This window comes from Paraburkholderia sp. EG304 (genome assembly GCF_046543485.1).
Lineage (GTDB): Bacteria > Pseudomonadota > Gammaproteobacteria > Burkholderiales > Burkholderiaceae > Paraburkholderia > Paraburkholderia youngii.
The window spans coordinates 31,835-54,014 of record NZ_JBKGUA010000030.1; the positions used below are offsets into that span (position 1 = coordinate 31,835).

Below are 22,180 nucleotides of genomic sequence, written 5' to 3' on the forward strand. Positions count from 1 at the left end.
GGGTGAAGGGTTGGGCGGCAAGGCCGGCGGACGCGCCGGGCGGCTGGCGGCGGCGGTGTGCGGTGCGCTGCACGGCCGCGTCGGCCGACGCCTGAGGGGCGAAAGGCGCTATTGTCGCAAAACTGCCGCGCCCGCGTGCGGCACTTACTCAGGGGAGCGCGTCGCGGCCGGCAACGGGCCGCGTTCGGTGGCTACGGCGCGGGTGCGCCGCATCGGGTGCGAGGCGCCGCTCAGAGCGCGCGGCGGATTTCGACGACGCCGAACGCCGCGAGCATGAGGCCGACCACGCGATCGATCGCGTGGCGCAGCCTGCTGCCGATCGCATGACGCGCGAGCGACACGATCGTCACCAGACAGCACCACCACGCGATCGAACCGGCGAACACGCCGCCGACCGTCGTCAGCGCGATGGCTGGCGAGAACGCGCCGCGCGGTGCGAGCGTCGTGAACAGCGCCGCGAACATGATGATGGTCTGCGGATTGGTCAGCGTCAGCAGCAGCGCGCTCGCGTACGCACGCAGTGCGCCGGCGCGGCCGATCTGCGCGAGCTTGCCATTGCTGTTGCCGTTGCCGTCGGCGCTTTCGGCGGGCGGTTTCTGCAGCAGTGCGCGCACGCCGAGATACAGCAGGAACAGGCCGGCGAGCAGATGCAGCGGACGGTCGTACGCGAGCATGAACTGCGAAATGCCGACGAGGCCGAGCGCGGCGATCAGCCCGTAGGCCGCGTCGCCACTCGCGATGCCGAAGCCAATCGCGAGTCCCGCGCGCGGGCCGCCGGTCAGCGTGCGACGAATGCACAGCATGCCCATCGGGCCGACCGGCGCGGCGATCGCCAGCCCGACGCCTGCAGCGGTGAAAAACAAACTGGTCGTGGACATGAGCAGGTTCTCGAGCGGTTGTTCTGGTTGGGGCAGTCGCCTGCAGGCTGCGGGCGCACTCTCCAGCATAGCCAGACCGGAAATCGCGGGCAAGGGTGGAGGGTAAGACTCACCGCGCGATGATTCGCTTCAGCGGATCGGCCAGCATGGCGATGAAAGCTAATATCGCCGCGTCGGTTACAACGGTTTTAGCCAGAGAAAAGCAACAATGCCGCTGAGTTGTTCAACTGAACGGTATTGCAGCTCAATGCCGCCTTTTTTGATTTGTCGTTATATCGTAAAAATCCGTCAAAAAATGAGATGGCCAGAGCAATCGTTAATGTCTGTCAAGAAAATTTTGTCTCAAATTATAGGGGGTGACCGCGCCTCTGTTTGCATGGTTAATTCGCCAGGTATTTTTCGGGAAATCAAAAGAGGTTATATGGTCATAGAGAGGTGGTGTAATGCCTGATGCGCTTTGAGCAGCAGTAACGACGAGATCGACCGCCTCTGCAGGACTGGTGAGCACGCATCAACTGCCGATATCGCTGTTTGCAGCCAAAGGAATTTCGAGCAAATTTACGCAAAATTGAATTCCACAATCAAAACGTCGGAAGCTGAGTTGAGCAAAGGCGATGTTGATTTGAAGGCCGATAACAATCCTGTCGCATTGCCTTACTTTGAGAATGGACAAAGGGCATGGGTCGAATATCGCGACAATCAGTGTTACGCTGAGACCTATTCATTAGGCGAAGCATCGATGCGTTATGTGACGTTTTGGGATTGCATGGCGCGCATAACGAAAGAGCGGATAAGTGATCTGAAGAGCACTGAAGGCTAAGGAAAGGCGACCGCGCCTCAAACGAGTCGCCTCGCCTTGCGAGGCTTTCCATTCGAGCGTCAACTGCTTGTTTCTGCCCGGCAAGCCGTGGTTATAGCCGCACCGCAAGCGACAGAAGCCCTCCACGGCCTTCCGCGATGAACCATAATTCCCCCACTCCCAACTCCCGAATCCGCTCCGCCGATGTGGCAAATCGATCAGGTCACGCTGCGCTTGTTCATCGCCGTGTGCGAGGAAGGCACGATCGCGCGCGCGGCGGAGCGCGAGTTCATCGCGCCGTCGGCGGTCAGCAAGCGGCTCGCCGATCTCGAAGCGCTCGTCGACGTTGCACTGCTGTCGCGCAGCCAGCGCGGCGTGCGCCCGACCGCCGCCGGCGAAGCGCTGTTGCGCCACGCGCGGCTCATCATGCGCGGCCACGAACGCCTGCAGGCCGAACTCAGCGAATACGCGGCCGGCGCGCGTGGCCATGTGCGGGTGCTGGCGAACGTATCGTCGATGGTGGAGTTTCTGCCCGAGGCGTTGTCCGCGTTTTTGCAGGCGAATCCGGCGATCCGGGTCGATGTCGAGGAGCGCGTCAGCGCGGACATCGTGCGCGGGCTCGAAGAGGGCGTCGCCGATCTGGGCATCTGTCGCGACACGGTGCCGCTCGGCAGTCTCGACACGCTGCCGTATCGCGCCGACCATCTGGCGCTGATCGTGCCGCGTGCGCATCCGCTCGCGGGTGAGACGCAGGTCGGCTTTGAGCAGACGCTCGGATTCGATCATCTGGGGCTCGCCTCGAATGCGTCGGTCAATGCGCTGATGCAGCGCATCGCGCTGGAGAAGGGCGGCGAGTTGAATTACCGCACCTATGTATCGACGTTCGATGCCGCCTACCGCTTCATTCAGGCGGGACTCGCGGTCGCGATCCTGCCGCGCGAGGCTCTGCCGCGCCATGCCGCCGACGAGTACGGCATCGTCGCCGTGCCCTTGCGCGAGGCGTGGGCCGAGCGGCGCTTCGTTATTTGCATGCGCGATCGCGCGGCGTTGACGCTGGCGGCCGCGCGTTTGCTCGAGCATTTACTGGGCGCCAGGTGAGACGGACAGCCCACCCGGTCACTCGCACCGACAGTCCCTGATACCCCCGGGGCGACGCCCTTCCTCACCTCTCCAGACAAACCCCTAAGCATTTCACCCAGGCGGGCGCGAAAGCCCGCCGCCTCGGCCTGGGCGGCCATCGCGAGCGGCGATGTCGGGCGTCGTCAATGCAGACTTTGCCGCGCGCCGGCACGCGGGCACGCTGTGGTCCAGTTAGCGCATCACTTGTACCCAGCGGGTCTCCGAAACCCGCGTCCACATCCAGGATTCAAACCGATGAATGACGCCCGCGAGCGTGTCGTCGTGACCGAAGTCGGTCTGCGCGACGGTCTGCAAAGCATTGCCCGCATCATGTCCACCGACGACAAGCGTCGCTGGATCGACGCCGCGTATGCGGCCGGCGTGCGCCATATGGAAGTCGCGTCGTTCGTGCCGGCAAAGCTGCTGCCGCAAATGGCCGACGCCGCCGCCGTCGTCGCGCACGCCCGTAGCTATGACGATCTGAGCGTCACGGCGCTCGTGCCGAACCTGAAGGGCGCGCAGCACGCGCTCGATGCCGGTGTACAGCGCATCGTCGTGCCGATTTCGGTGAGCGTCGCGCATAGCGTCGCGAACGTGCACAAGACGCCCGCCGAGATGATCGATGCGTTCTCCGCGATGCGTGAGCTGATCGATCGCGCGTCTTCGGCTGGTGCTCGCCGCGTCGAGTTGATCGCCGGTTTGTCGACGGTGTTCGGCTGCACGCTGCAAGGCGCCGTGCCGTACGCGGATATCGCCGCGATTGCGCGCGCCGCGATGCAGTCCGGCGCCGACGTGATCGCGCTCGGTGACACGACCGGCGAGGCGACGCCGCGCCAGGTCGGCGAGGTGATCGAGCTGGTGCGCGACGTCGCGGGCAACAAACTGCGTTCGCTGCATTTCCACGACACGCGCGGCCTCGGTCTCGCCAACACGCTGGTCGCGCTGCAGCACGGGATTCGCGAGTTCGATGCGTCGCTGGCCGGTCTCGGCGGCTGTCCGCATGCGCCGGGTGCGACCGGCAACGTCAATGCCGAAGACCTCGTGTTCATGCTCGACAGCATGGGTTACGACACTGGTATCGACATCGCGCGGCTGCTCGCCTCGCGCGCGGTGCTCGCCCAGGCGCTGCCGGGCGAACCGCTGTATGGCTATCTCGCGCGAGCGGGATTGCCGAAGCAGTTCGCGCACGCGCAACCGGCCGCGCGCGAATCCGCCGGGTCCTCCGAATCTGTACGTGATCCCCATTGTTCCATTCCGCAGGTGCCGCAATGACTCCGCTTTCCTCCGCTACCTCCGCTTCGTCTTCGACGTCTTCGCCGCAGCCAGGCACGTTGCCGCTCGCGGGCATCCGCGTGATCGAGTTGTCGCATATGGTGATGGGCCCGACCTGCGGCATGATTCTCGGCGACCTCGGCGCCGAAGTAATCAAGGTCGAGCCGCCGCGCGGCGACAGCACACGCCGGCTGCTCGGCACCGGCGCGGGCTTTTTCCGCACCTTCAACCGCAACAAGAAAAGCGTCGCGCTCGATCTCGACAGCGAAGCCGGTCTCGCCGCGCTGAAGCAACTCGTCGATAGCGCCGACGTCTTCGTCGAAAACTTCAAACCCGGCCGCATGGCGAGTCTCGGCCTCGATTACGCGACGCTGCGCGAGCGCAATCCGAAGCTGATCTACGTGTCGCATAAGGGCTTTCTCAATGGTCCGTACGAACATCGTCTGGCGCTCGACGAAGTCGTGCAGATGATGGCGGGCCTCGCGTACATGACCGGGCCGGTGGGCCGTCCGCTGCGCGCGGGCAGCTCGGTCAACGACATCATGGGCGGCATGTTCGGCGCGATCGGCGTGCTGGCCGCGCTGCACGAGCGGCACGCGAGCGGCCGCGGCAAGGAGGTGCAGAGCGCGCTGTTCGAGAATTGCGTGCTGCTGAGTGCGCAGCACATGCAGCAGTTCGCGGCGACCGGCGTGGCCGCCGCGCCGATGCCCGAGCGCATCAGCGCCTGGGCCGTCTACGACGTGTTCACGCTCGCGCATGGCGAGCAGATGTTCATCGCCGCGACCGGCGACGCGCAGTGGCGCGCGCTGTGCGCGATTCTCGAGCGCGACGATCTGCTCGCCGATGCGCGCCTTGCGACCAACAACGACCGCGTGCTCGCGCGCGGCTGGCTGCTGCAGACGCTCGGCGAAAGCCTGAGCCGCTTCGACGGCGCGACGCTCGTGCCGCTGTTCGAGCGCAATCACATTCCGTTCGCGTCGATCACGAAGCCCGAAGAACTGTTCGACGATCCGCACCTGAATGCGAGCGGCGGCCTCGTGCCGCTGACGCTCGACGACGGCAGCGAAACCGCGATGCCATTGCTGCCGATTTCGCTCGACGGTGCGCGTCTCGGGCCGCGCCAGCCGATCGCGAAGATCGGCGAGCACACCGTCGGCGTGCTGCGCGAACTCGGCTTCGACGACGCGCGGATCGCGGAGCTGAGCGGTGCCGAGCAATCGCGGGCGCCGGGCGCGGCTGCATGAGCGGTTGCATGAACATCGTGCCGCGCCGCACCCGTTGCAACAGGCAATAGACCAAAAACTCTGGAGACGGACGATGAAATCGTCGAATCAGGCGATGTACGCCACTGCGCTCGGCGAGACGGCCGGCGCGCTCGATGACTCACCCACGGACGCGGGCGCCGATGCGTCAGCGCCGGACCGCGCCGGCGCGATCGCGCTCGATGGCGCGCGGATTTCAGCGCGGCTCGACCGGCTACCCGCGACCCGCACGATCTGGCAGCTCGTGATGCTGCTGAGCTTCGGCATGTTCTTCGAACTGTATGACCTGATGTACTCCGGCTACATCGCGCCGGGCCTCGTGCACAGCGGCCTGCTCACCGCCACGACGCGTGGTCTGTTCGGCACGAGCGGCGTCGCGAGTTTCATCGCCGCGCTGTTCGCGGGCCTGTTCATCGGCACGGCGGCGTGCGGCTTTCTCGCCGACCGCTTCGGCCGCCGTGCGATCTTCACGTGGTCGCTGCTGTGGTACACGGCGGCCAACGTCGTGATGGCGTTCCAGCACACGGCGCTCGGCTTGAACTGCTGGCGCTTCATCGCGGGGATCGGCATCGGTGTCGAGATCGTCACGATTGGCACGTATATCTCCGAACTCGTGCCGAAGCAGATTCGCGGGCGCGCTTCGGCGTGTTCGCAGGCGGTCGGCTTCTGCGCGGTGCCGATCGTCGCGTTCCTGTCATATCTGCTGGTGCCGCAACGCGTGTTCGGTCTCGATGGCTGGCGTGTGGTCGTGCTGATCGGCGCGATTGGCGCGATCGTCGTGTGGTGGATTCGCAGGGGTTTGCCGGAGAGCCCGCGCTGGCTCGCGCAAAAGGGCCGCCTCGCAGAAGCCGACGCGGTGATGACGCGTCTCGAAGCACGCGTCGCGCGCGAGTATCAGCGCCAATGCGGCCTGCCGTTGCCCGAGCCCGCGCTGCCCGAACCGGTGCGCTCGCGGGCGGCGTTTCGCGATCTGCTGGTGCCGCCGTATCGCAAGCGCACGCTGATGCTGATCCTCTTTCACGTGTTCCAGACGATGGGCTACTACGGCTTCGCGAACTGGATTCCGACGCTGCTGATCAAGCAAGGCATTACGGTGACGACGAGTCTGATGTACGCGAGCATCATCGCGATTGCGGCGCCGCTCGGGCCGTTGCTGGGATTGCTGATCGCCGATCGCTTCGAGCGCAAGAGCGTCATCATCTGGATGGCGGCGGTCAACGTCGTGTGCGGACTCGCGTTCAGCCAGGCGCGCGAGACGGTGCTGCTCGTGAGTCTCGGCGTGTGCCTCGTGCTCGCGGGCAACATCATTTCGTACAGCTATCACGCGTACCAGGCCGAGCTGTTTCCGACCGGCATCCGGGCGCGCGCGGTGGGCTTCGTTTATTCGTGGAGCCGGATTTCGGCGATGTTCTCGGCGTTCGTGATCGCCGCCTGCCTCGGCCGCTTCGGCGTGAACGGTGTGTTCGTGTTCATCTCGGCGGCGATGGCGGTCGTCATGGTCGCGATCGGTACGCTGGGGCCGAAGACGCGCGATGTCGCGCTCGAGGATATTTCGAAGTAGCCCGGGTCTGACAGGCCTTAGGAGTCCTGGCGAGTCTCGTCGTTGCTCGACAGCCGGTCCGACACGTTGCCGAGCAGCAGCGCAAGCAGCACGACGCCGATCATCGCGAACAGGAACCCGCCGATCATCGTGGCAAGTATCAGCGTGATCCATGAAATGCCGTTCATGTGTGCGGTTCCAGCGCGTTGGTCGGGGGCATCGTAACCCGTTCAACATCACATCTATGTGCGCTTGCCCGCCGTAAGCCTGTCAGGCGACGCCGAACTATCGTCGCAACGTGCCATGACGCGGCGCGTTCTCGATGGTGTCACCGTCGTTGCGTAACGGGAAAGCGGACTTCGTTCGCTGTCCGCGACCATCCTTTCGAAGAACAGTGCATTTCCGCAATCGGTTGGCGGAAATGCACCCGGTCGCACCCGATGTATTTCGCCATTGGCGCGCCTATTGCGGTGACGCTAAAGTTGTCCGATATCCATGTTTCAGGTCTGAAACGTTAATCGCCGTCTTTATATTCCGGCCGTCAATAAAAATGATTTAAATAATTTTTTCTGGCGCGTTGAGTGCTTGTATTGAACGGTGGAACGGGCGGTCGCGCCGTGCTTGCGTCGATGGGTTACGGGAGCTTGCCGAGAAGCCGGCCTCACATGAGAGGGTGGAGTTTGTTCCACTCATCGCCGGCGACTTCCGGCAAAAAATCGCTTTTAAAATACGCTCTGCCAGGTGGATTAAGCGGAGACACGCCGTTTTTCGAGTAGCCCCGCAGTGTGCGCTGGCGTACGCATTCATTTTTTAAATTGCATTAAGATTCACGAGTGCATATTCAACCATATGCGGATAGACGATTAATCCATTGAAAAGACGGTCGTTTCGGTATTGAGCCGAATTGCACTGGCCGATCACGTAGTCATAGTGCCAATATGTCTGCACTTTCGGACATGGCGGCAGAGCGCCGGAGGTCGTCGCTATGATGCACTGCGCGGAGTTCGCATTGTGCGTGATCGTAAAAGGTGTAGTTGATCGTTTTCTGTCGAGAGGATGACTATGACCTGCGCGAGTCTCGAGTCTGCAATGCTGCGCTGGGTGCATGCGCCGAACAAGGGCGTGCGTCGTGTCGCGATTCTGTTGTTCAACGACTGCTCGCTGCAAGGAGCGGGAGTTATCGCCGAGGTGTTCCAGGCTGCCAACGAGCTCTCAACTTCCGGTTCGGGCGCGTGGCTGTACGACGTTTCGTTTTTATCCGCCGACGGCGGCATGGTGAGTTCGTCGTCGGGGTTGCGCGTATGGACCGACGGACTCGACGCGCGCCATTACGTCGGCTTCGATGCGCTCTATGTGGCGGGCGGCAAGGGCGCGGCGTCGGCGGCGCGCGATGAGCGGCTGCTCGGATGGCTGCGCCGGGTGCGCCGCAACACCTCGATGATCCGCTCGATCGCCGAAGGGCGCGCGGTGCTCGACGCGGCGGCGCTGCCCGAGGACAAGGATGGCAGCGACCTGCGCCAGCCAACTGTGGCGAGGAATGGTGCGGGCCCCGCAGAGCAGGGCGCCGTCGAACTGAGCGACCGGCTGGAATCGATGCGCAGTGCGCTCGCGATGATCAAGCGCGATCTGGGCAACGCGACCGCGCGCTCGGCTGCCGAACGGCTGCTGTCGGACTCGTGCACGAACCTCGCGCCGCTGCTCGGCGAGGACGGCGGCATGAGTCCCGGCGACAAGGTTCGCGCTGCGGCGCGCTGGCTGCAGGAAAACTGCCAGCAGGCGATTTCGATTGCGGATGCCGCGCAGTTCGCGGCGATGAGCGAGCGCAACTTCCTGCGTCGCTTCAAGATGGAAATGGGTATCACGCCGTCGAGTTTCCTGTTGCACGAGCGCCTCGCGGTGACGTGCAGCCTGTTGACCGAATCGGAACTGCCGGTCGACAAGATCGCCCGTCGCACCGGGATGGGCAACGGCGACCGGCTCGCGAAAGTGTTTCGCAAGCGGATGAGGATTTCGCCGACCGAGTTCAGGATTCAAAGCCGCCGCATGGCGGGCGAGTAGCGCCGACGGAGCCAGCCCGGTCACCGCGCAGTGCAGGCGGGGACCGGTCCGTTGTTCGTTGTACCTTGCAGACCGATGAGGATTCCAGACATGTTGACGCAGGCAGGTGTGAGCGCCCGATCCGTCGAGCCGAACGGCGCAAGCGCCGGGGTTGCTGGCGCGCGCTGCGCGCACATCGTCCCGGTCATTCTCGCGGGCGGCTCGGGCACGCGGCTTTGGCCGGTGTCGCGCGAAAACTTTCCGAAGCAGCTGATCGACGTGGTCGGCTCCGACTCGCTGCTGCAGGCGACCGCGCGGCGGCTCGAGGGCTTCCCGGCGGGCTGGAGCATCGACGCATCGCCGATCGTCGTGTGCGGCGAGGAGCATCGCTTCGTGATCGCCGAACAGTTGCATGAAAACGGCGTCGACGCGCGTCTGATCGTCGAGCCTGCGCGCCGTGACACGGCGCCAGCGCTGACACTCGCGGCCTCGCTCGCGTGCGCCGCCGGCGACGACGCGATCCTGATCGTGATGCCGGCCGATCACGCGATTGCCGACGTGCCCGCGCTGCAGCGCGCACTGGCGTGCGCGGCGCATCACGCGAGCGAGGGCGCGATCGCGACGCTCGGCGTGCCGCCGACGCGTCCCGACACCGGCTTCGGCTATATCCGCATCGGCGCGGCATTGGCTGCTGGCGGCCACGCGATCGACGGCTTCGTCGAGAAGCCCGCCGAGGAAATCGCGCGGCAATACCTGACGGCAGGCACCTACTGGTGGAATAGCGGCATCTTCATCGTGCGCGCGCGCGTGTGGCTCGACACGCTCGCGTCGCTGCGGCCCGACATGCATGCGCCGTGCACGAGCGCGTTCGCGAGCGGCAAGCAGGACGGCGACGTGTTCCGGCCGTCGCACGACGCGTTCCTCGACGTGCCCGCCGATTCGATCGACTACGCGGTGATGGAGCGCCTGACCGAACCGCCGCCGGCAGAAGGCGACAGCGCGAGCAACGCTGAAACGCAAGGCGCGGCGCAGAGCGAGACGCAAGCGCGAAGCCCGGCTGCAGACATGCCGCCCGGCGTCGTGATCCCGCTCGAAGCCGGCTGGTCCGACCTCGGTTCGTGGGACGCGGTTTGGGCCGCGATGGAGAAGGACCCGAACGGCAATGCCGGGCGCGGCCGCGTGACGTTCGAAGGCGCGGTGTCCTGCTATGCGCATTCGGAAGGGCGGCTCGTCGCGTGCGTCGGCACCGCCAACGTCGTCGTGGTCGAGACCGCCGACGCGGTGCTCGTGGTGGATCGCTCGCATGTGCAGGACGTCAAGGGGCTCGTGTCGCGCATCAAGGCGCAGCACGCGCCGGAGGCCGACGCGCATCGCAAGGTGCGGCGCCCGTGGGGCTTCTACGACTCGATCGATCGCGGCGAGCGCTTCCAGGTCAAGCGCATCGTCGTGACGCCCGGCGCGAAGCTGTCATTGCAACTGCATCATCACCGCGCCGAGCATTGGGTGGTCGTGCGCGGCACTGCGCTCGTCACGCGCGGCGAAGAGCAGTTCCTGCTCAGCGAAAACGAATCGACCTACATTCCGCTCGGCACGCGTCACCGGCTCGAAAACCCGGGCAGGGTGCCGCTCGAAATCATCGAAATTCAGTCGGGTACCTATCTCGGCGAAGACGACATCGTGAGGTTTGACGACAACTACGGCCGCTGCCCGTAGGCAGCCCATGTACACCCTTTTTGCGTACAGGAAGGCAGAACGAGGTAAGGAAAATGCGCAAGTTTCAGGATCTGCTCGCGCGGATTTTCGATGTCGCTTTGGTATTGGCGGGTGCGACCGTGGCGTCGCGGATCCGTTTCGACTATCTCGGCCAGTCGGGTTTCTACTGGGCGCTGGTGATGTTTTCGGCTGCGTTCGCGCTCGCGATCTTCCCCGCGTTCGGGGTATATGAATCATGGCGCGGCCGCTCGAAGCTCGGGCTCGCCGGGCAGGTGTCGCTCGCGTGGCTGATCGTGCAGGCCTGCGCGCTCGTGCTGATGTACTCGCTGCATCGCATCGATATCGTGTCGCGGCTGTGGTTCTCGTACTGGACCGCGACGACGGGCGGCCTGCTGATCGCGAATCGGGTGATCGCGCACGCGGTGCTCGCGCGGGCGCGCGGCGCGGGCATGAACCTGCATCAGGTTGCGATCGTCGGCAGCGGCTCGCAGTGCGATGCGATCCTGCGCCGCATCGAGTCGGCGCCGAGCGCGGGCTTTCGCGCGACCGCCGTCTACAACACGCGCCCGGACGACTCCGGCGTGACGAATCCGCGCGTGCCGGTGTTCGATCGCGTCGATCTGCTGGCCGACTACATCCGCACCAACGACGTGCACGAGCTATGGCTGATGCTGTCGCTGTCCGAAGAGCCGCTGATCTGCGCGCTGATCGACGAGTTCCGCGACGACCTCGTGAATATCCGCTTCATGCCGGACGTGCGCAGCCATGCGCTGTTCGAAGGCAGCGGCGTGGTCGATCTGCTCGGCATGCCGGCGATCAATCTGGTCGCCTCGCCGCTGTCGGCCAACGCGATGCTGAAGAAGGAAATTTTCGACCGGCTGTTCGCGGCCACCGCGATCGTGGCCCTCGCGCCGCTGCTCGTTTGCATCGCGATCGCGGTGAAGCTCTCGTCGCGCGGACCGGTGTTGTTCAAACAGAAGCGCAAGGGCGCGGACGGCCGCGTGTTTACGATCTACAAGTTCCGCTCGATGCGCGTGCATACCGAAGCGAAGGGCACCTTGAGCCAGGCGACGCGCAACGACAAGCGCGTGACGAAAGTGGGCGCGTTTTTGCGCCGCACGAGCCTCGACGAACTGCCGCAATTTTTCAACGTGTTGCGTGGCGACATGTCGGTCGTAGGACCGCGTCCCCATGCACTCGAGCACGACGACCTCTATCAGAAGGTGGTCGCGGGCTATATCAATCGCTACCGGATCAAACCGGGAATCACGGGCTGGGCGCAGATCAACGGCTTCCGTGGCGAAACCGACCGCATCGAGAAGATGGAGCGTCGCGTCGAACATGACCTGTACTACCTGGGTCACTGGTCGTTCGCACTCGATATGCGGATCATCGGCGCGACGATTGTCGCCGGACTGGTGCATCGAAACGCTTATTAGAAAGTCATAACAACGCCTCGGGGCGAAGGAGTAAAGATCATGAGCTCACTTGGTTTTCGCACAGGAAGTCTTGTGGTTTTCGCTAGTGCAGCAGTATTGCTTTCCGGATGCCAAATCGTGCCGGGACAACGGATGATCACGCCGGCCGGGATTCAGGACACGGGTGGCGAATTCAGTACCGAAGCTTCGCAGCAGAAGCAGATTCCGATCACCGATATCAATCTGGAACTGCTGAGGAAGATTGGTGCCGATCAGAAGGCTTCCCAACTGCCGCCGGAGACGGCGGGACTGTTCGGCAAGCCGGCGCCGTACAAGCTGGGCCCCGGCGACGTGCTGCAGATCGTCGTGTGGGATCACCCGGAACTCGCGGCCGCTCTGGGCCAGCCGCCGAGCAATTCACGCCCTAGCGATGCGATGCCGGGCTTCCTGATCGATGAAACCGGCGACATCCAGTTTCCGTATGCGGGCACACTGCACGTCGTGGGCAAGACCGTCTCGCAGATCCAGCGCGAATTGAATCAGCGTTTGAGCAAGGTGTACCAGAAGCCTGAGATAACGGTGCGCGTCGCGTCGTTCCGTAACGCGACGGTCTATGTCGATGGCGAAGTGCGCACGCCGGGCACGCAATCGATCAACGACGTCCCGATGTCGCTGACGAACGCGATCGGCCTGGGCGGCGGCTTCACCACGACCGCGGATCGCAGCCGCGTCGATCTGATCCGCAACGGCACGACCTATAGGCTGAACATCGACGACCTCGTCAAACGCGGCCGCAATCCGTCGGAAATCTATCTGCAGCCGGGCGATACCGTGCGCGTGAATGCGCGCGAAGACAGCGGCGTCTACGTGATGGGCGAAGTCAACAAGCCGGCCACGGTGCTGCCGCTGCGCAACGGCTCGCTGACGCTGTCGCAGGCGATCTCCGACGGCGGCAGCTTCGACTCGAACACGGCCTCGGGGCAGCAACTGTTCGTGATCCGCAATTCGACCAGCGAGTCGCCGCAGATCTATCACCTCGATGCGACCTCGCCGGTGGCGATGCTGCTCGCGAACCAGTTCGAGCTGCAGCCGAAGGACATCGTGTACGTCGGCCAGGGCGGTCTCGTTCGCTTCAACCGCGTGCTGAACCTGCTGTTGCCGGCGATCAACGCGGCGGTGACGGGAGTCGTCGTGTCGAAGTGACGCAGGTTTGACGCGATATCTGAACCGGCAGGCCTTGTTGGGTGAAAAACATGGCAATCAATTACGAAAATCGCTACGCCGGCGTGTATGAACCGGGGCAGTTGCATCTGTCGGACTACGTGCGCACGGTCGTGCGCGGTTGGCGCACGATCCTCATCGTGACGCTGATCGCGCTCGCGCTCGGTAGCGCGTACGCGTTCCTCACGCCGCCGGTCTATCGTTCGGACGTGCTGTTTCACGTTCAGGACAGGACGGCGAACGCGGCGAACGTCAATGCGAACGGCCGGGATGCGGCATCGCCGCTTCCCGGCGCGTACGACTCGAAGCCGTCGACCGCGGCGCAGATCGAGCTTTTGAAGTCGCGTCTCGTCACCGAGGAAGCGGTCCGCGCGCTGCACCTCGACATCACGGCGAAGCCGCGTTATCTGCCGGTGATCGGCAGCAAGATCGCGGGACTCGTGAACGGGCACTGGTGGTTCCGGCTGCCGTCGTTCATCAACCTGCGCGGCTTCGCGTGGGGCAACGAGAGCATCGCGGTGTCGCGCTTCGACGTGTCGAAGGACCTGTATGGCGAGACCTTCACGCTGATTGCGGGCGCCGGCAACACCTTCATGCTGCGCGATCCTCACGGCAGCGCGATTCTGTCGGGGCGCGTCGGCGAGACCGTGCGGACCGACACCGCGGTGGGGCCGATCACGCTGCACGTCGACACACTGGTCGGCGCACCGGGCTCGCGTTTCGAACTGACGCGCGCTTCGACGCTCGGCACGGTGGAGCGGCTGGCGAAGACGATGGTCGTGCAGGAGACGGCCGAGGACTCCGGCGTGATCCGCGTGAGCCTCGAAGGCGCCGACCCTGCGCTGACCGCGGCGATCGTCAACAACGTGGCGCGCCAGTTCGTGCGCCAGGATCTGGCGAGCCGTTCGAGCGAGTCCGATCACACGCTCGCGTATCTCGAGCAGCAACTGCCCGCCGCGCGCAAGGCGCTCGACGATGCGGAAGAGCGCTACGGCAAGTTCCGCAATACCCATGGCACCGTCGATCTCGGCGAAGAAAGTAAGCTGCTGCTGCAGCAGATCGTCGACAACAAGACGAAGCTGCTCGATTTGCAGCAGCAGCGCGCGGAGCTATTGCAGAAGTTCACGCCGAACCATCCGACGGTCGCCGCGCTCGATGCGCAGATCGCCGCGTTGCAGGGCGCACAGAGCACGATGAACCGCAGCGTCTCGACGATGCCCGACACCGAGCAGACCGCGCTGCGTCTGCAGCGCGACGTGCACGTGAACACCGATCTGTACACGAACCTGCTCAACAGCGTGCAGCGACTGCGGGTGGCGCAGGCCGGGCAGGTGGGCGGCGTGCGCGTGGTGGACTTCGCCGAGACGCCCGACGATCCGGTGCGGCCGAAGCGCATGCTGGTGATTTTGATGTCGCTCGGCGGCGGCCTCGTGCTCGGCTTGCTGCTGGTGTTCCTGAAGCGCGCGATGCGCGGCGGCGTGGAGCGCCCGGACGAACTCGAGGGGATGCTCGGCGTGCCGGTATTCGCGGTGGTGCCGCGCAGCCAGACGCAATTGCGCCTGCAGGAAAAGGTGTCGCTGCGCCAGCGCGGGCAGCATGTGCTCGCGCAGCAGGCGCCCGAGGATCTCGCGGTGGAAGGGGTGCGCAATCTGCGCACGTCGCTGCAGTTGTCGCTCGATCATGCGGCCAATAACGTCGTGATGATCACCGGATCGCGGCCCGATGCGGGCAAGTCGTTCCTGTCGGTGAATCTGGCGACGCTGGTCGCGTCGGCGAACAAGCGCGTGCTGATCATCGACGGCGACATGCGGCGCGGCGACGTGCATTCGCATTTCGGCGTCAGCCATCGGCCGGGACTGTCCGACGTGCTGTGCGGCGGCGATCTCAATGCGATGATCCAGCGCGACGTGCTGCCCGGCCTCGACGTGCTCGCGAAAGGCACGCTGCCATCGCACCCGGCCGAGCTGTTGATGAGCCGACGCTTCGAGGCGATGCTCGAGCTGCTGAAGCCGCAATACGACGTCGTGATCATCGATACGCCGCCGGTGCTCGCCGTGACCGATTCGACGCTGATCGGCAAATACGCGGCGACGTCGCTGCTCGTCGTGCGGCATGGGCGTCAGCCGCTGCACGAGATCATCGAAACCGCCAAACGACTGCGTAACGGTGGCGTCGGCCTGCGCGGCGTGCTGCTCACCGACGTGCCGCAGGAAGCCGCGTTCCTCGGCTCGGGGTATCAGGGCGGCTATTACGGCTACGACAGCATCGCCGGCTGACACGGCCGACCGCGCGGCGCGTCTTTTTGGGGTGTCGTGCGGGCGGGCGTGATTGGCGGCATCTTCGTGCCGCCATCTCGCGAGATCCCTTGCAATCCTTAGCTTAGTGGTGGCGCAGCAGATTGCGCAATGCGCGCGATTCTTCCGCCGTCGGCTGCATGGTCTGCCACGCCGACTCGTTCGCCGCGAGCGCGGCGAGCCGCTGCGCGGCCTTGCTGCTCGAATCGATCCGCAACGCTTCGTTGGCGTTGCGCGACGCGCACTCCCAATGTCCGACGTTGCCGCAACCGCGCGCGAGACTCAGCAACGCGTCGCGCTGCTGCTCTAGCGTGCTCACCTGGGCGCGCATGCGGCGCGCGTCGCGATTATTGGGCTGCGCGGTGATGGCCGCCGCGATGCGCACTTTGGTCGCCGACAGATTGCCTCGTTGCAGGTAGCCGCGCGCGGCGATCAGATTGCGCTCTGCATCGGCGCGCTGTTTGTCGGCTAGCGTGAGCGGGGCGGCCATCGTGTCGGTGTTGCTGCTGGGGTTGGTGTTGATCGACGCGACCGCCGTACCGCGCGGCGTGGGCGCGGCGACGGCCGCGCTCGATTTCGGCGTTGGTGCTGCGGTGGGTGCGGTCGTGACGACGAGCGGAGACGATGGCACGACGGGCGGCGTGGTCGCAACGACTGGCGTTGACGGTCGCGCTGGGACGGGTGCGGTCGCGACTACGGGTGGTGATGAGCGCGCTACGGTGGGTGATGAGGAAGCCGCGACGGTGGGCGCGGTCGCCACCACGGGCGGTGACGAACGCGTCACGGTGGGCACGGACGCGACGACGGGCGGTGCCGAGCGCCTCACGGTAGGCGCGGACGCGACGACGGGCGGTGCCGAGCGCGCTGCTGTCTGCTCGGTCGCCACGACGGTCGGCGCCGATCGCGTCACGATAGGCGCGGTCGCCACGGCGGGCGTTGAGGATGGCGCGACGGTCGGCGTGGTCGCCACAACAGTCGGCGACGATCTCGTCACGGTAGGCGCGGTCGTCACGGCGGGCGTTGAGGATGGCGCGACGGTCGGCGTGGTCGCCACGACGGTCGGCGTCGATCGCGTCACGGTCGGCGCGGTCGTCACGGCGGGCGGTGAGGATGGCGCGGCGGTCGGCGTGGTCGCCACAACGGTCGGGGACGACCGCGTCATGGTTGGCGCGGTCGCCGTGAGGGGCGGTGAGGTTGCTGCGACGGTCGGCGCCGTCGCAACGATGGGCGACGAGGATGGCGCCACGTTCGGCGCCGCCGCCACGACTGGCGTTGACGAGCGCACTACGGTAGGCCCGTTCGAAACGACGGACGATGCCGAGGGCGCCACGGCAGGCGCGGTCGCCACGACCTGTGGCGCCGATGACGCGACAGGCGCCCGCACGTTCGCCGGTTGCTGCCGCGCGACGACAACAGGACGCGGCGCTTGCGCGACCATCGACGCGGGCTGCGGCGCCACGGGCGTCGGCGCCGCGGCAACCTGCGGCGCCGCATTCTGCGCAACGTCCTGCGCAGGGACTTGCCTAGGGTTGTCCGGGTGCACCGTGCCGAAGACCGTCACCGGCGTGTCGACGTTCGCATCGTCGTCGAGAAGAGCGAAGCCGATATACACCGCGCCGAGCGTCGCGAGCGCGGCCGCGGTTAGCGCGAGCGGGTGCCGCCGTCGACGCCCGCCCGGCTCGAACGTGGCCTCGTCGAGCAGTTCGTAGGGGCTCATCTTCGTTTGCGCAGAGCGTCGCGACGCACGGTCCGCGGGCAAGCTCGCGGCCGCTGGCAGCGGGTCGAGTTGCGCGCGCGATGTGCTCAGCGCCCGGGATCGCGCGGCGCGCTCGCCGGGCTTGTCGTCGGTATCGAACGAATCGATCGGTAGCGCATGGCATGCGGGACACGGCGAAAAACGGCCCGGCAGCGGCACGCCGCAGTATGCGCAGTGATGGAAAAACGGCTGGTCGGAAGTCGAGTCGCGCGGCATGGCCGTGTCGCTCCACTGGCGCCGAAGGCCGGCGCCATCAAAAAGAATGAATGCGACGACGCTCGCAGGCGGCGTCGGCCGAACTACTGGACGACGTAACCGCGCGCCTGCATGCACGCGCCGTAGGCGGCCCAATAGCGGGTCATCGGAGGCTCGGGCGCGGGCAGCGGCGGCAGCTTCACGTTCGACGCCGCGTTGGCCTGCGTCGAAGCGGCCGCTCCGTCCGATGCGCCGGGTGCCGCCGTTGCGCCCGGTGCCGCCGCCGATGCGTTCGGCGGTGCATTCGCCGCCGCGGTGGCCGGCGCGCCAGGCGCGCTGGCGCCGGCCGCGGCTTCGTTCACGGGCTTCGCCGACGCTGCGCCGCCAGGCGCTTGCGCGCCGGCGAGCGGCGCGCTCGCGGCTTCGGGCGCGCTCGCGTTCCACGGCAGCGGCGTGGCCGAGAAGGAACTGGGGGGAAGCGGGGGTTTCGACGGTACGCCGGTCGACGCACCTTTGGCCGCCGGCGGCTGACGCGGCGGAATCTGCGACTCGTGGGCCATGTTGACCCCGGTCACGCGGTTCGCCTCGGCGTAGCACATCGCGTTATCGATGCTGCGCTCGTAAGGGCTCTGACTTCGGATCGGATAGGTGACTGGCCGCCACGCGAACGCGGCTGTGCTCGTCACCAATAGCGTCAGTACGGTATATGTTTTAAATGCCATCGCAGTCACTCCCGCAGCGATGTCTCGCCTTTTTGTGTTTGATTTCGTGTCGTTTCGAGCTTGTTGTTGATGCCTGGCGCTCGTGTTTCTGTCGCGGCCTGCCGATAGGCCGTGGCGTTGCGGTGCTCGTGCCACGGCTCCCCGGAAGGGCACGTCGCGAATGCCGCTTTAACGAGCGTAGCACCGCGGCTTGGCCGCGCGATGCATCGAATAGCGCGCGAAAACGCCATCGTGCAGTGCAATCAGGACACAATCGGCAAGGCGGCGTTGCAGATCGGGACAATCCCTGGTCGCCACGAAGGATCGTCAGGAGTCGAAGATGAAGAACCTATCGTATCGCTATCGACCGCTTTGCGCTGCGCTTTGTTGGTCGATGCTGTCGCTCGCGGCGCCGCTCGCGAGCGGCGCGAGCGACGCCAACATGAGCGCGGAGACGGCGGGCGAGCGGGCGAATTTCGCGCAGGCGTTTTGCGGCGCGTCGCCCGAGCGGATCGGCGCCTATAAGGAGCGGCTCCGAAAGGTGCTGACCGGAGCGACCGATTTCGATCAGCGCTGGGACGCGGGCTGGCATCGCGCCGACGACACCAATAGCCGGATGAACGCACTGCGCGAGCGAGATCCGAAGGAATTCGCAGCGCGCATCAAGGTCAATTGCGAACGGCTCAAGTGGATGGCAGGTAATGCGTTGCGCCCGCCTGCGCAGAAGTGAGTCGAACCGGATGAGCCGGTCGGTGTCGCGGGCCGTACGGGCCTTGCGACCTTATGCTCGACCGGACGGGGGTTTTCCCTGGAAATAGGAGATCCGACGGGATGGAGTACGGTGCGCGGTTGTTGTTTGTCTGCGATACCGCCCCTTCTCGGTGCGGCGACAGGCCGTGAACCTCGCTGCAAGTATTTGTTTTTGCTCGGGTTCGCAGCTCACGCGCATGACCGCGCCGATGCGCCCGCACCCCGCCGGTCGGGCAAAACCCCGCCCGCGGTGTCGCTGCTCCGCACTTCTTGAATTTGTCACTACCCGTCCATATAATTAGCACTCGCTGCACGAGAGTGCTAACAACATCTCCGGTTGGCTCGTCCAGCCGGGTTTTCTCAGCGTTCTTCAGTCTCAATCAGAGAGGAGTATGTATGAACCTTCGTCCTTTGCATGATCGCGTGATCGTCAAGCGTCTGGATCAGGAAACCAAGACCGCGTCGGGCATCGTGATCCCCGAAGCCGCAGCGGAAAAGCCGGATCAAGGTGAAATCCTCGCAGTCGGCCCGGGCAAGCGCGACGACAAGGGCGCAGCGATCGCCCTCGACGTGAAGGTCGGCGACCGCGTCCTGTTCGGCAAGTACGCAGGCCAGACCGTCAAGGTCGACGGCAACGAACTGCTTGTGATGCGCGAAGAAGACATCATGGCCGTGGTGCAGAAGTAAGCGCAACGTCGCTACTTCCCCGGTTATATCCAAAGTATTCAAGGAGTTAGAAGATGGCAGCTAAAGACGTCGTATTCGGTGATTCCGCCCGTGCCAAGATGGTCGAAGGCGTGAACATTCTCGCCAACGCCGTGAAGGTCACGCTGGGTCCGAAGGGCCGCAACGTGGTCCTCGAGCGCAGCTTCGGCGGCCCGACGGTCACCAAGGACGGTGTGTCGGTCGCAAAAGAGATCGAACTGAAAGACAAGCTCCAGAACATGGGCGCGCAAATGGTCAAGGAAGTCGCTTCCAAGACCAGCGACAACGCAGGCGACGGCACGACGACCGCTACGGTTCTCGCGCAATCGATCGTCCGCGAAGGCATGAAGTACGTCGCATCGGGCATGAACCCGATGGACCTGAAGCGCGGCATCGACAAGGCTGTTGCAGCCGCAATCGAAGAACTGCGCAAGATCAGCAAGCCGTGCACGACCAACAAGGAAATCGCCCAGGTTGGCGCGATCTCGGCGAACAGCGATTCGTCGATCGGCGAGCGCATCGCTGAAGCAATGGACAAGGTCGGCAAGGAAGGCGTGATCACCGTCGAAGACGGCAAGTCGCTGCAAGACGAACTTGACGTCGTCGAAGGTATGCAATTCGACCGCGGCTACCTGTCGCCGTACTTCATCAACAACCCGGACAAGCAAGTTGCCGTGCTCGACAACCCGTTCGTGCTGCTGCACGACAAGAAGGTGTCGAACATTCGTGATCTGCTGCCGGTTCTGGAACAAGTCGCGAAGGCTGGCCGTCCGCTGCTGATCATCGCTGAAGACGTCGAAGGCGAAGCGCTCGCAACGCTGGTGGTCAACAACATCCGCGGCATCCTGAAGACCGTTGCTGTCAAGGCACCGGGCTTCGGCGATCGTCGTAAGGCGATGCTGGAAGACATCGCGATCCTGACCGGCGGTCAGGTCATCGCTGAAGAAACCGGCCTCACGCTCGAGAAGGCAACGCTGGCTGAACTGGGTCAGGCGAAGCGTATCGAAGTGGGCAAGGAAAACACCACGATCATCGACGGCGCTGGCGAAGCAGCGAACATCGAAGCTCGCGTCAAGCAAGTGCGCAAGCAGATCGAAGAAGCGACCTCGGACTACGACCGGGAAAAGCTGCAAGAACGCGTTGCCAAGCTGGCAGGCGGCGTTGCAGTGATCAAGGTCGGTGCTGCGACCGAAGTCGAAATGAAGGAAAAGAAGGCACGTGTCGAAGACGCACTGCACGCAACGCGCGCAGCTGTGGAAGAAGGCATCGTCGCTGGTGGCGGCGTCGCGCTGATCCGTGCACGTACGGCGATCGCTGGCCTGAAGGGCGCTAACGCCGATCAGGACGCAGGTATCAAGATCGTTCTGCGCGCAATGGAAGAGCCGCTGCGCCAGATCGTCACCAACGGTGGCGAAGAAGCGAGCGTCGTCGTGGCAGCGGTTGCTGCTGGCAACGGCAACTACGGCTACAACGCAGCGACGGGCGAGTACGTCGACCTGGTGGACGCAGGTGTCGTGGACCCGACGAAGGTGACGCGTACGGCGCTGCAAAACGCAGCTTCGGTTGCTGGCCTGCTGCTGACGACCGACGCAGCTGTCTGCGAACTGCCGAAGGAAGATGCTCCGATGCCTGGCGGCATGCCCGGCGGCATGGGCGGCATGGGCATGGACATGTAATTCCGCTCGGGCCTCGTGGTCCGGTCGCGTGGTTGAATTGCCGCGCGTCTGGATCACGGACGAGGCCCGGTTGGAAGTCCATGAGGGGGAGTGCGCCGCGAGGCGTTTCCCCAAACGAAAAAACCCGCTCAGGCGGGTTTTTTCGTTTGGGCGTCGGGGTTGATGTGGCGGCCGGCGAGCGCTTCCGGACGCCCTGAGTTCGGATCAGGCGCCCGCGGCGTGAGCCGTACGCTGAGCCGATCTTCCGAGACACTTTTCGCGCAGGTAGTGGAAGATCTGCGCGACGCTTTGCGCGGGGCTCAGCGCTCCGGTGTCGACGTGCAGGTCGGGATCGATCGGTGCTTCATAGGGCGCCGATACGCCGGTGAACGAGCTGATCTCGCCTGACCTCGCCTTCGCGTAAAGACCTTTGGGATCGCGGCTCGCGCAGGTGGCGAGCGAGGCGGAGACGTGGGTTTCGACGAACTTGTCTGCTCCGATGATCTCGCGCGCCATTGCGCGGTCTTCGCGTAGCGGTGAAATCAGCGCGGTGATCACGATCAAACCCGCGTCGTTCATCAACTGGGCGACGTGCGCGACGCGGCGGATGTTCTCGCGCCGGTCGTCGCGCTCGAAGCCCAGATCGCTCGCCAGACCTTGGCGGATGTTGTCGCCGTCGAGCACATAGCAGGCATGACCGAGCGCGATCAGCCGCTCCTCGAGCGCGAACGCCAGTGTCGATTTACCGGCGCCGGACAGGCCGGTCAGCCAGATCGTGGCGGGCGTCTGATCGAATATGCGCAGGCGGTCCTGCGCCGCGATCTTGCCGGGGAAGCGTTGCACGAAGCTGGGCGGCTCTTTCATG

At 64.9% G+C, this 22,180-nt stretch carries 19 protein-coding genes; 14 read left to right on the forward strand and 5 right to left on the reverse strand.

The annotated features are described in order from the left end of the window. Positions 1–230 precede the first annotated feature (230 nt). Positions 231–878 (reverse strand): LysE family translocator, encoded by a 648-nt coding sequence (locus ACLFKU_RS28585; protein WP_410851311.1) that lies wholly within the window; start codon positions 876–878, stop codon positions 231–233. 457 nt (positions 879–1,335) lie between these two features. On the opposite strand from ACLFKU_RS28585, the gene ACLFKU_RS28590 reads away from it, so the two are divergent. The 5 genes from ACLFKU_RS28590 (at position 1,336) to ACLFKU_RS28610 (ending at position 6,891) form a co-directional block, all read left to right on the forward strand. Further along, positions 1,336–1,698 carry a lysozyme inhibitor LprI family protein gene (locus ACLFKU_RS28590; protein ID WP_410851312.1) on the forward strand — a complete coding sequence of 121 codons (363 nt, stop codon included), beginning with the start codon at positions 1,336–1,338 and terminating at the stop codon, positions 1,696–1,698. A 183-nt stretch (positions 1,699–1,881) separates the two neighbouring features. Next, positions 1,882–2,775 carry a LysR family transcriptional regulator gene (locus ACLFKU_RS28595; RefSeq protein WP_410851313.1) on the forward strand — a complete coding sequence of 298 codons (894 nt, stop codon included), beginning with the start codon at positions 1,882–1,884 and terminating at the stop codon, positions 2,773–2,775. 276 nt (positions 2,776–3,051) lie between these two features. Next, the gene (locus ACLFKU_RS28600) at positions 3,052–4,068 is read left to right on the forward strand and encodes a hydroxymethylglutaryl-CoA lyase (RefSeq protein ID WP_410851314.1); all 1,017 of its coding nucleotides are present in this window, start codon (positions 3,052–3,054) and stop codon (positions 4,066–4,068) included. Next, entirely contained in the window at positions 4,065–5,312 is a 1,248-nt protein-coding gene (locus ACLFKU_RS28605; protein ID WP_410851315.1) for a CaiB/BaiF CoA transferase family protein, read from the forward strand. Before ACLFKU_RS28600 ends, ACLFKU_RS28605 begins: the two co-directional genes overlap by 4 nt. A gap of 73 nt (positions 5,313–5,385) precedes the next feature. Further along, a complete protein-coding gene (locus ACLFKU_RS28610) occupies positions 5,386–6,891 on the forward strand; it encodes an MFS transporter (protein WP_410851316.1) in 1,506 nt (501 codons plus the stop codon). Between the two features lie 17 nt (positions 6,892–6,908). On the opposite strand, the gene ACLFKU_RS28615 is transcribed toward ACLFKU_RS28610, so the two are convergent. Continuing rightward, entirely contained in the window at positions 6,909–7,058 is a 150-nt protein-coding gene (locus ACLFKU_RS28615; protein WP_176109418.1) for a hypothetical protein, read from the reverse strand. Positions 7,059–7,932: 874 nt separating this feature from the next. Between ACLFKU_RS28615 and ACLFKU_RS28620 the strand changes: the two genes are divergently transcribed. The 5 genes from ACLFKU_RS28620 to ACLFKU_RS28640 all read left to right on the forward strand — a co-directional run bounded on the left by ACLFKU_RS28620 (position 7,933) and on the right by ACLFKU_RS28640 (position 15,535). Continuing rightward, positions 7,933–8,928, forward strand: a complete 996-nt coding sequence (locus tag ACLFKU_RS28620) for a GlxA family transcriptional regulator (RefSeq protein ID WP_368587676.1) — start codon at positions 7,933–7,935, stop codon at positions 8,926–8,928. 90 nt (positions 8,929–9,018) lie between these two features. Next, positions 9,019–10,620, forward strand: coding sequence for a sugar phosphate nucleotidyltransferase (locus tag ACLFKU_RS28625; protein ID WP_410851317.1), 1,602 nt, complete (start codon positions 9,019–9,021; stop codon positions 10,618–10,620). A gap of 53 nt (positions 10,621–10,673) precedes the next feature. Continuing rightward, a complete protein-coding gene (locus ACLFKU_RS28630) occupies positions 10,674–12,059 on the forward strand; it encodes an undecaprenyl-phosphate glucose phosphotransferase (protein WP_410851318.1) in 1,386 nt (461 codons plus the stop codon). Positions 12,060–12,098: 39 nt separating this feature from the next. Continuing rightward, positions 12,099–13,241, forward strand: coding sequence for a polysaccharide biosynthesis/export family protein (locus tag ACLFKU_RS28635; RefSeq protein ID WP_368587666.1), 1,143 nt, complete (start codon positions 12,099–12,101; stop codon positions 13,239–13,241). A 50-nt stretch (positions 13,242–13,291) separates the two neighbouring features. Further along, complete coding sequence (locus ACLFKU_RS28640; RefSeq protein ID WP_410851319.1) at positions 13,292–15,535, forward strand: polysaccharide biosynthesis tyrosine autokinase; 2,244 nt, start codon at positions 13,292–13,294, stop codon at positions 15,533–15,535. Between the two features lie 103 nt (positions 15,536–15,638). Here ACLFKU_RS28640 and ACLFKU_RS28645 read toward each other — a convergent pair whose 3' ends face one another. Next, positions 15,639–16,043 (reverse strand): hypothetical protein, encoded by a 405-nt coding sequence (locus ACLFKU_RS28645; RefSeq protein ID WP_410851320.1) that lies wholly within the window; start codon positions 16,041–16,043, stop codon positions 15,639–15,641. 1 nt (position 16,044) lies between these two features. Here ACLFKU_RS28645 and ACLFKU_RS28650 point away from each other — a divergent pair, with 1 nt between their 5' ends. Continuing rightward, positions 16,045–17,262: a hypothetical protein gene (locus ACLFKU_RS28650; protein ID WP_410851321.1), complete on the forward strand. Its 1,218-nt coding sequence runs from the start codon at positions 16,045–16,047 to the stop codon at positions 17,260–17,262. Positions 17,263–17,608: 346 nt separating this feature from the next. On the opposite strand, the gene ACLFKU_RS28655 is transcribed toward ACLFKU_RS28650, so the two are convergent. Continuing rightward, positions 17,609–18,226, reverse strand: coding sequence for a hypothetical protein (locus ACLFKU_RS28655; RefSeq protein WP_368585853.1), 618 nt, complete (start codon positions 18,224–18,226; stop codon positions 17,609–17,611). Positions 18,227–18,545: 319 nt separating this feature from the next. Between ACLFKU_RS28655 and ACLFKU_RS28660 the strand changes: the two genes are divergently transcribed. From ACLFKU_RS28660 to groL, 3 genes are all read left to right on the forward strand, one after another. Further along, on the forward strand, positions 18,546–18,935 hold the full coding sequence (locus ACLFKU_RS28660) for a hypothetical protein (RefSeq protein ID WP_410851322.1): 390 nt from the start codon (positions 18,546–18,548) through the stop codon (positions 18,933–18,935). Positions 18,936–19,351: 416 nt separating this feature from the next. Next, complete coding sequence (groES, locus tag ACLFKU_RS28665; protein ID WP_008923887.1) at positions 19,352–19,642, forward strand: co-chaperone GroES; 291 nt, start codon at positions 19,352–19,354, stop codon at positions 19,640–19,642. Between the two features lie 53 nt (positions 19,643–19,695). Further along, the gene (gene groL / locus ACLFKU_RS28670) at positions 19,696–21,336 is read left to right on the forward strand and encodes a chaperonin GroEL (RefSeq protein ID WP_008923886.1); all 1,641 of its coding nucleotides are present in this window, start codon (positions 19,696–19,698) and stop codon (positions 21,334–21,336) included. Between the two features lie 204 nt (positions 21,337–21,540). Here groL and cysC read toward each other — a convergent pair whose 3' ends face one another. After that, positions 21,541–22,179, reverse strand: coding sequence for an adenylyl-sulfate kinase (cysC, locus tag ACLFKU_RS28675; protein ID WP_368585855.1), 639 nt, complete (start codon positions 22,177–22,179; stop codon positions 21,541–21,543). Position 22,180 lies beyond the last annotated feature (1 nt).

Coding starts and splice junctions, on each gene's coding strand:
- ACLFKU_RS28585 (WP_410851311.1), bottom strand. CDS start 878: ATGTCCACGACCAGTTTGTTTTTCACCGCTGCAGGCGTCGGGCTGGCG.
- ACLFKU_RS28595 (WP_410851313.1), top strand. CDS start 1,882: ATGTGGCAAATCGATCAGGTCACGCTGCGCTTGTTCATCGCCGTGTGC.
- ACLFKU_RS28600 (WP_410851314.1), top strand. CDS start 3,052: ATGAATGACGCCCGCGAGCGTGTCGTCGTGACCGAAGTCGGTCTGCGC.
- ACLFKU_RS28605 (WP_410851315.1), top strand. CDS start 4,065: ATGACTCCGCTTTCCTCCGCTACCTCCGCTTCGTCTTCGACGTCTTCG.
- ACLFKU_RS28610 (WP_410851316.1), top strand. CDS start 5,386: ATGAAATCGTCGAATCAGGCGATGTACGCCACTGCGCTCGGCGAGACG.
- ACLFKU_RS28615 (WP_176109418.1), bottom strand. CDS start 7,058: ATGAACGGCATTTCATGGATCACGCTGATACTTGCCACGATGATCGGC.
- ACLFKU_RS28620 (WP_368587676.1), top strand. CDS start 7,933: ATGACCTGCGCGAGTCTCGAGTCTGCAATGCTGCGCTGGGTGCATGCG.
- ACLFKU_RS28625 (WP_410851317.1), top strand. CDS start 9,019: ATGTTGACGCAGGCAGGTGTGAGCGCCCGATCCGTCGAGCCGAACGGC.
- ACLFKU_RS28630 (WP_410851318.1), top strand. CDS start 10,674: ATGCGCAAGTTTCAGGATCTGCTCGCGCGGATTTTCGATGTCGCTTTG.
- ACLFKU_RS28635 (WP_368587666.1), top strand. CDS start 12,099: ATGAGCTCACTTGGTTTTCGCACAGGAAGTCTTGTGGTTTTCGCTAGT.
- ACLFKU_RS28640 (WP_410851319.1), top strand. CDS start 13,292: ATGGCAATCAATTACGAAAATCGCTACGCCGGCGTGTATGAACCGGGG.
- ACLFKU_RS28645 (WP_410851320.1), bottom strand. CDS start 16,043: ATGGCCGCCCCGCTCACGCTAGCCGACAAACAGCGCGCCGATGCAGAG.
- ACLFKU_RS28655 (WP_368585853.1), bottom strand. CDS start 18,226: ATGGCATTTAAAACATATACCGTACTGACGCTATTGGTGACGAGCACA.
- ACLFKU_RS28660 (WP_410851322.1), top strand. CDS start 18,546: ATGAAGAACCTATCGTATCGCTATCGACCGCTTTGCGCTGCGCTTTGT.
- groES (WP_008923887.1), top strand. CDS start 19,352: ATGAACCTTCGTCCTTTGCATGATCGCGTGATCGTCAAGCGTCTGGAT.
- groL (WP_008923886.1), top strand. CDS start 19,696: ATGGCAGCTAAAGACGTCGTATTCGGTGATTCCGCCCGTGCCAAGATG.
- cysC (WP_368585855.1), bottom strand. CDS start 22,179: ATGAAAGAGCCGCCCAGCTTCGTGCAACGCTTCCCCGGCAAGATCGCG.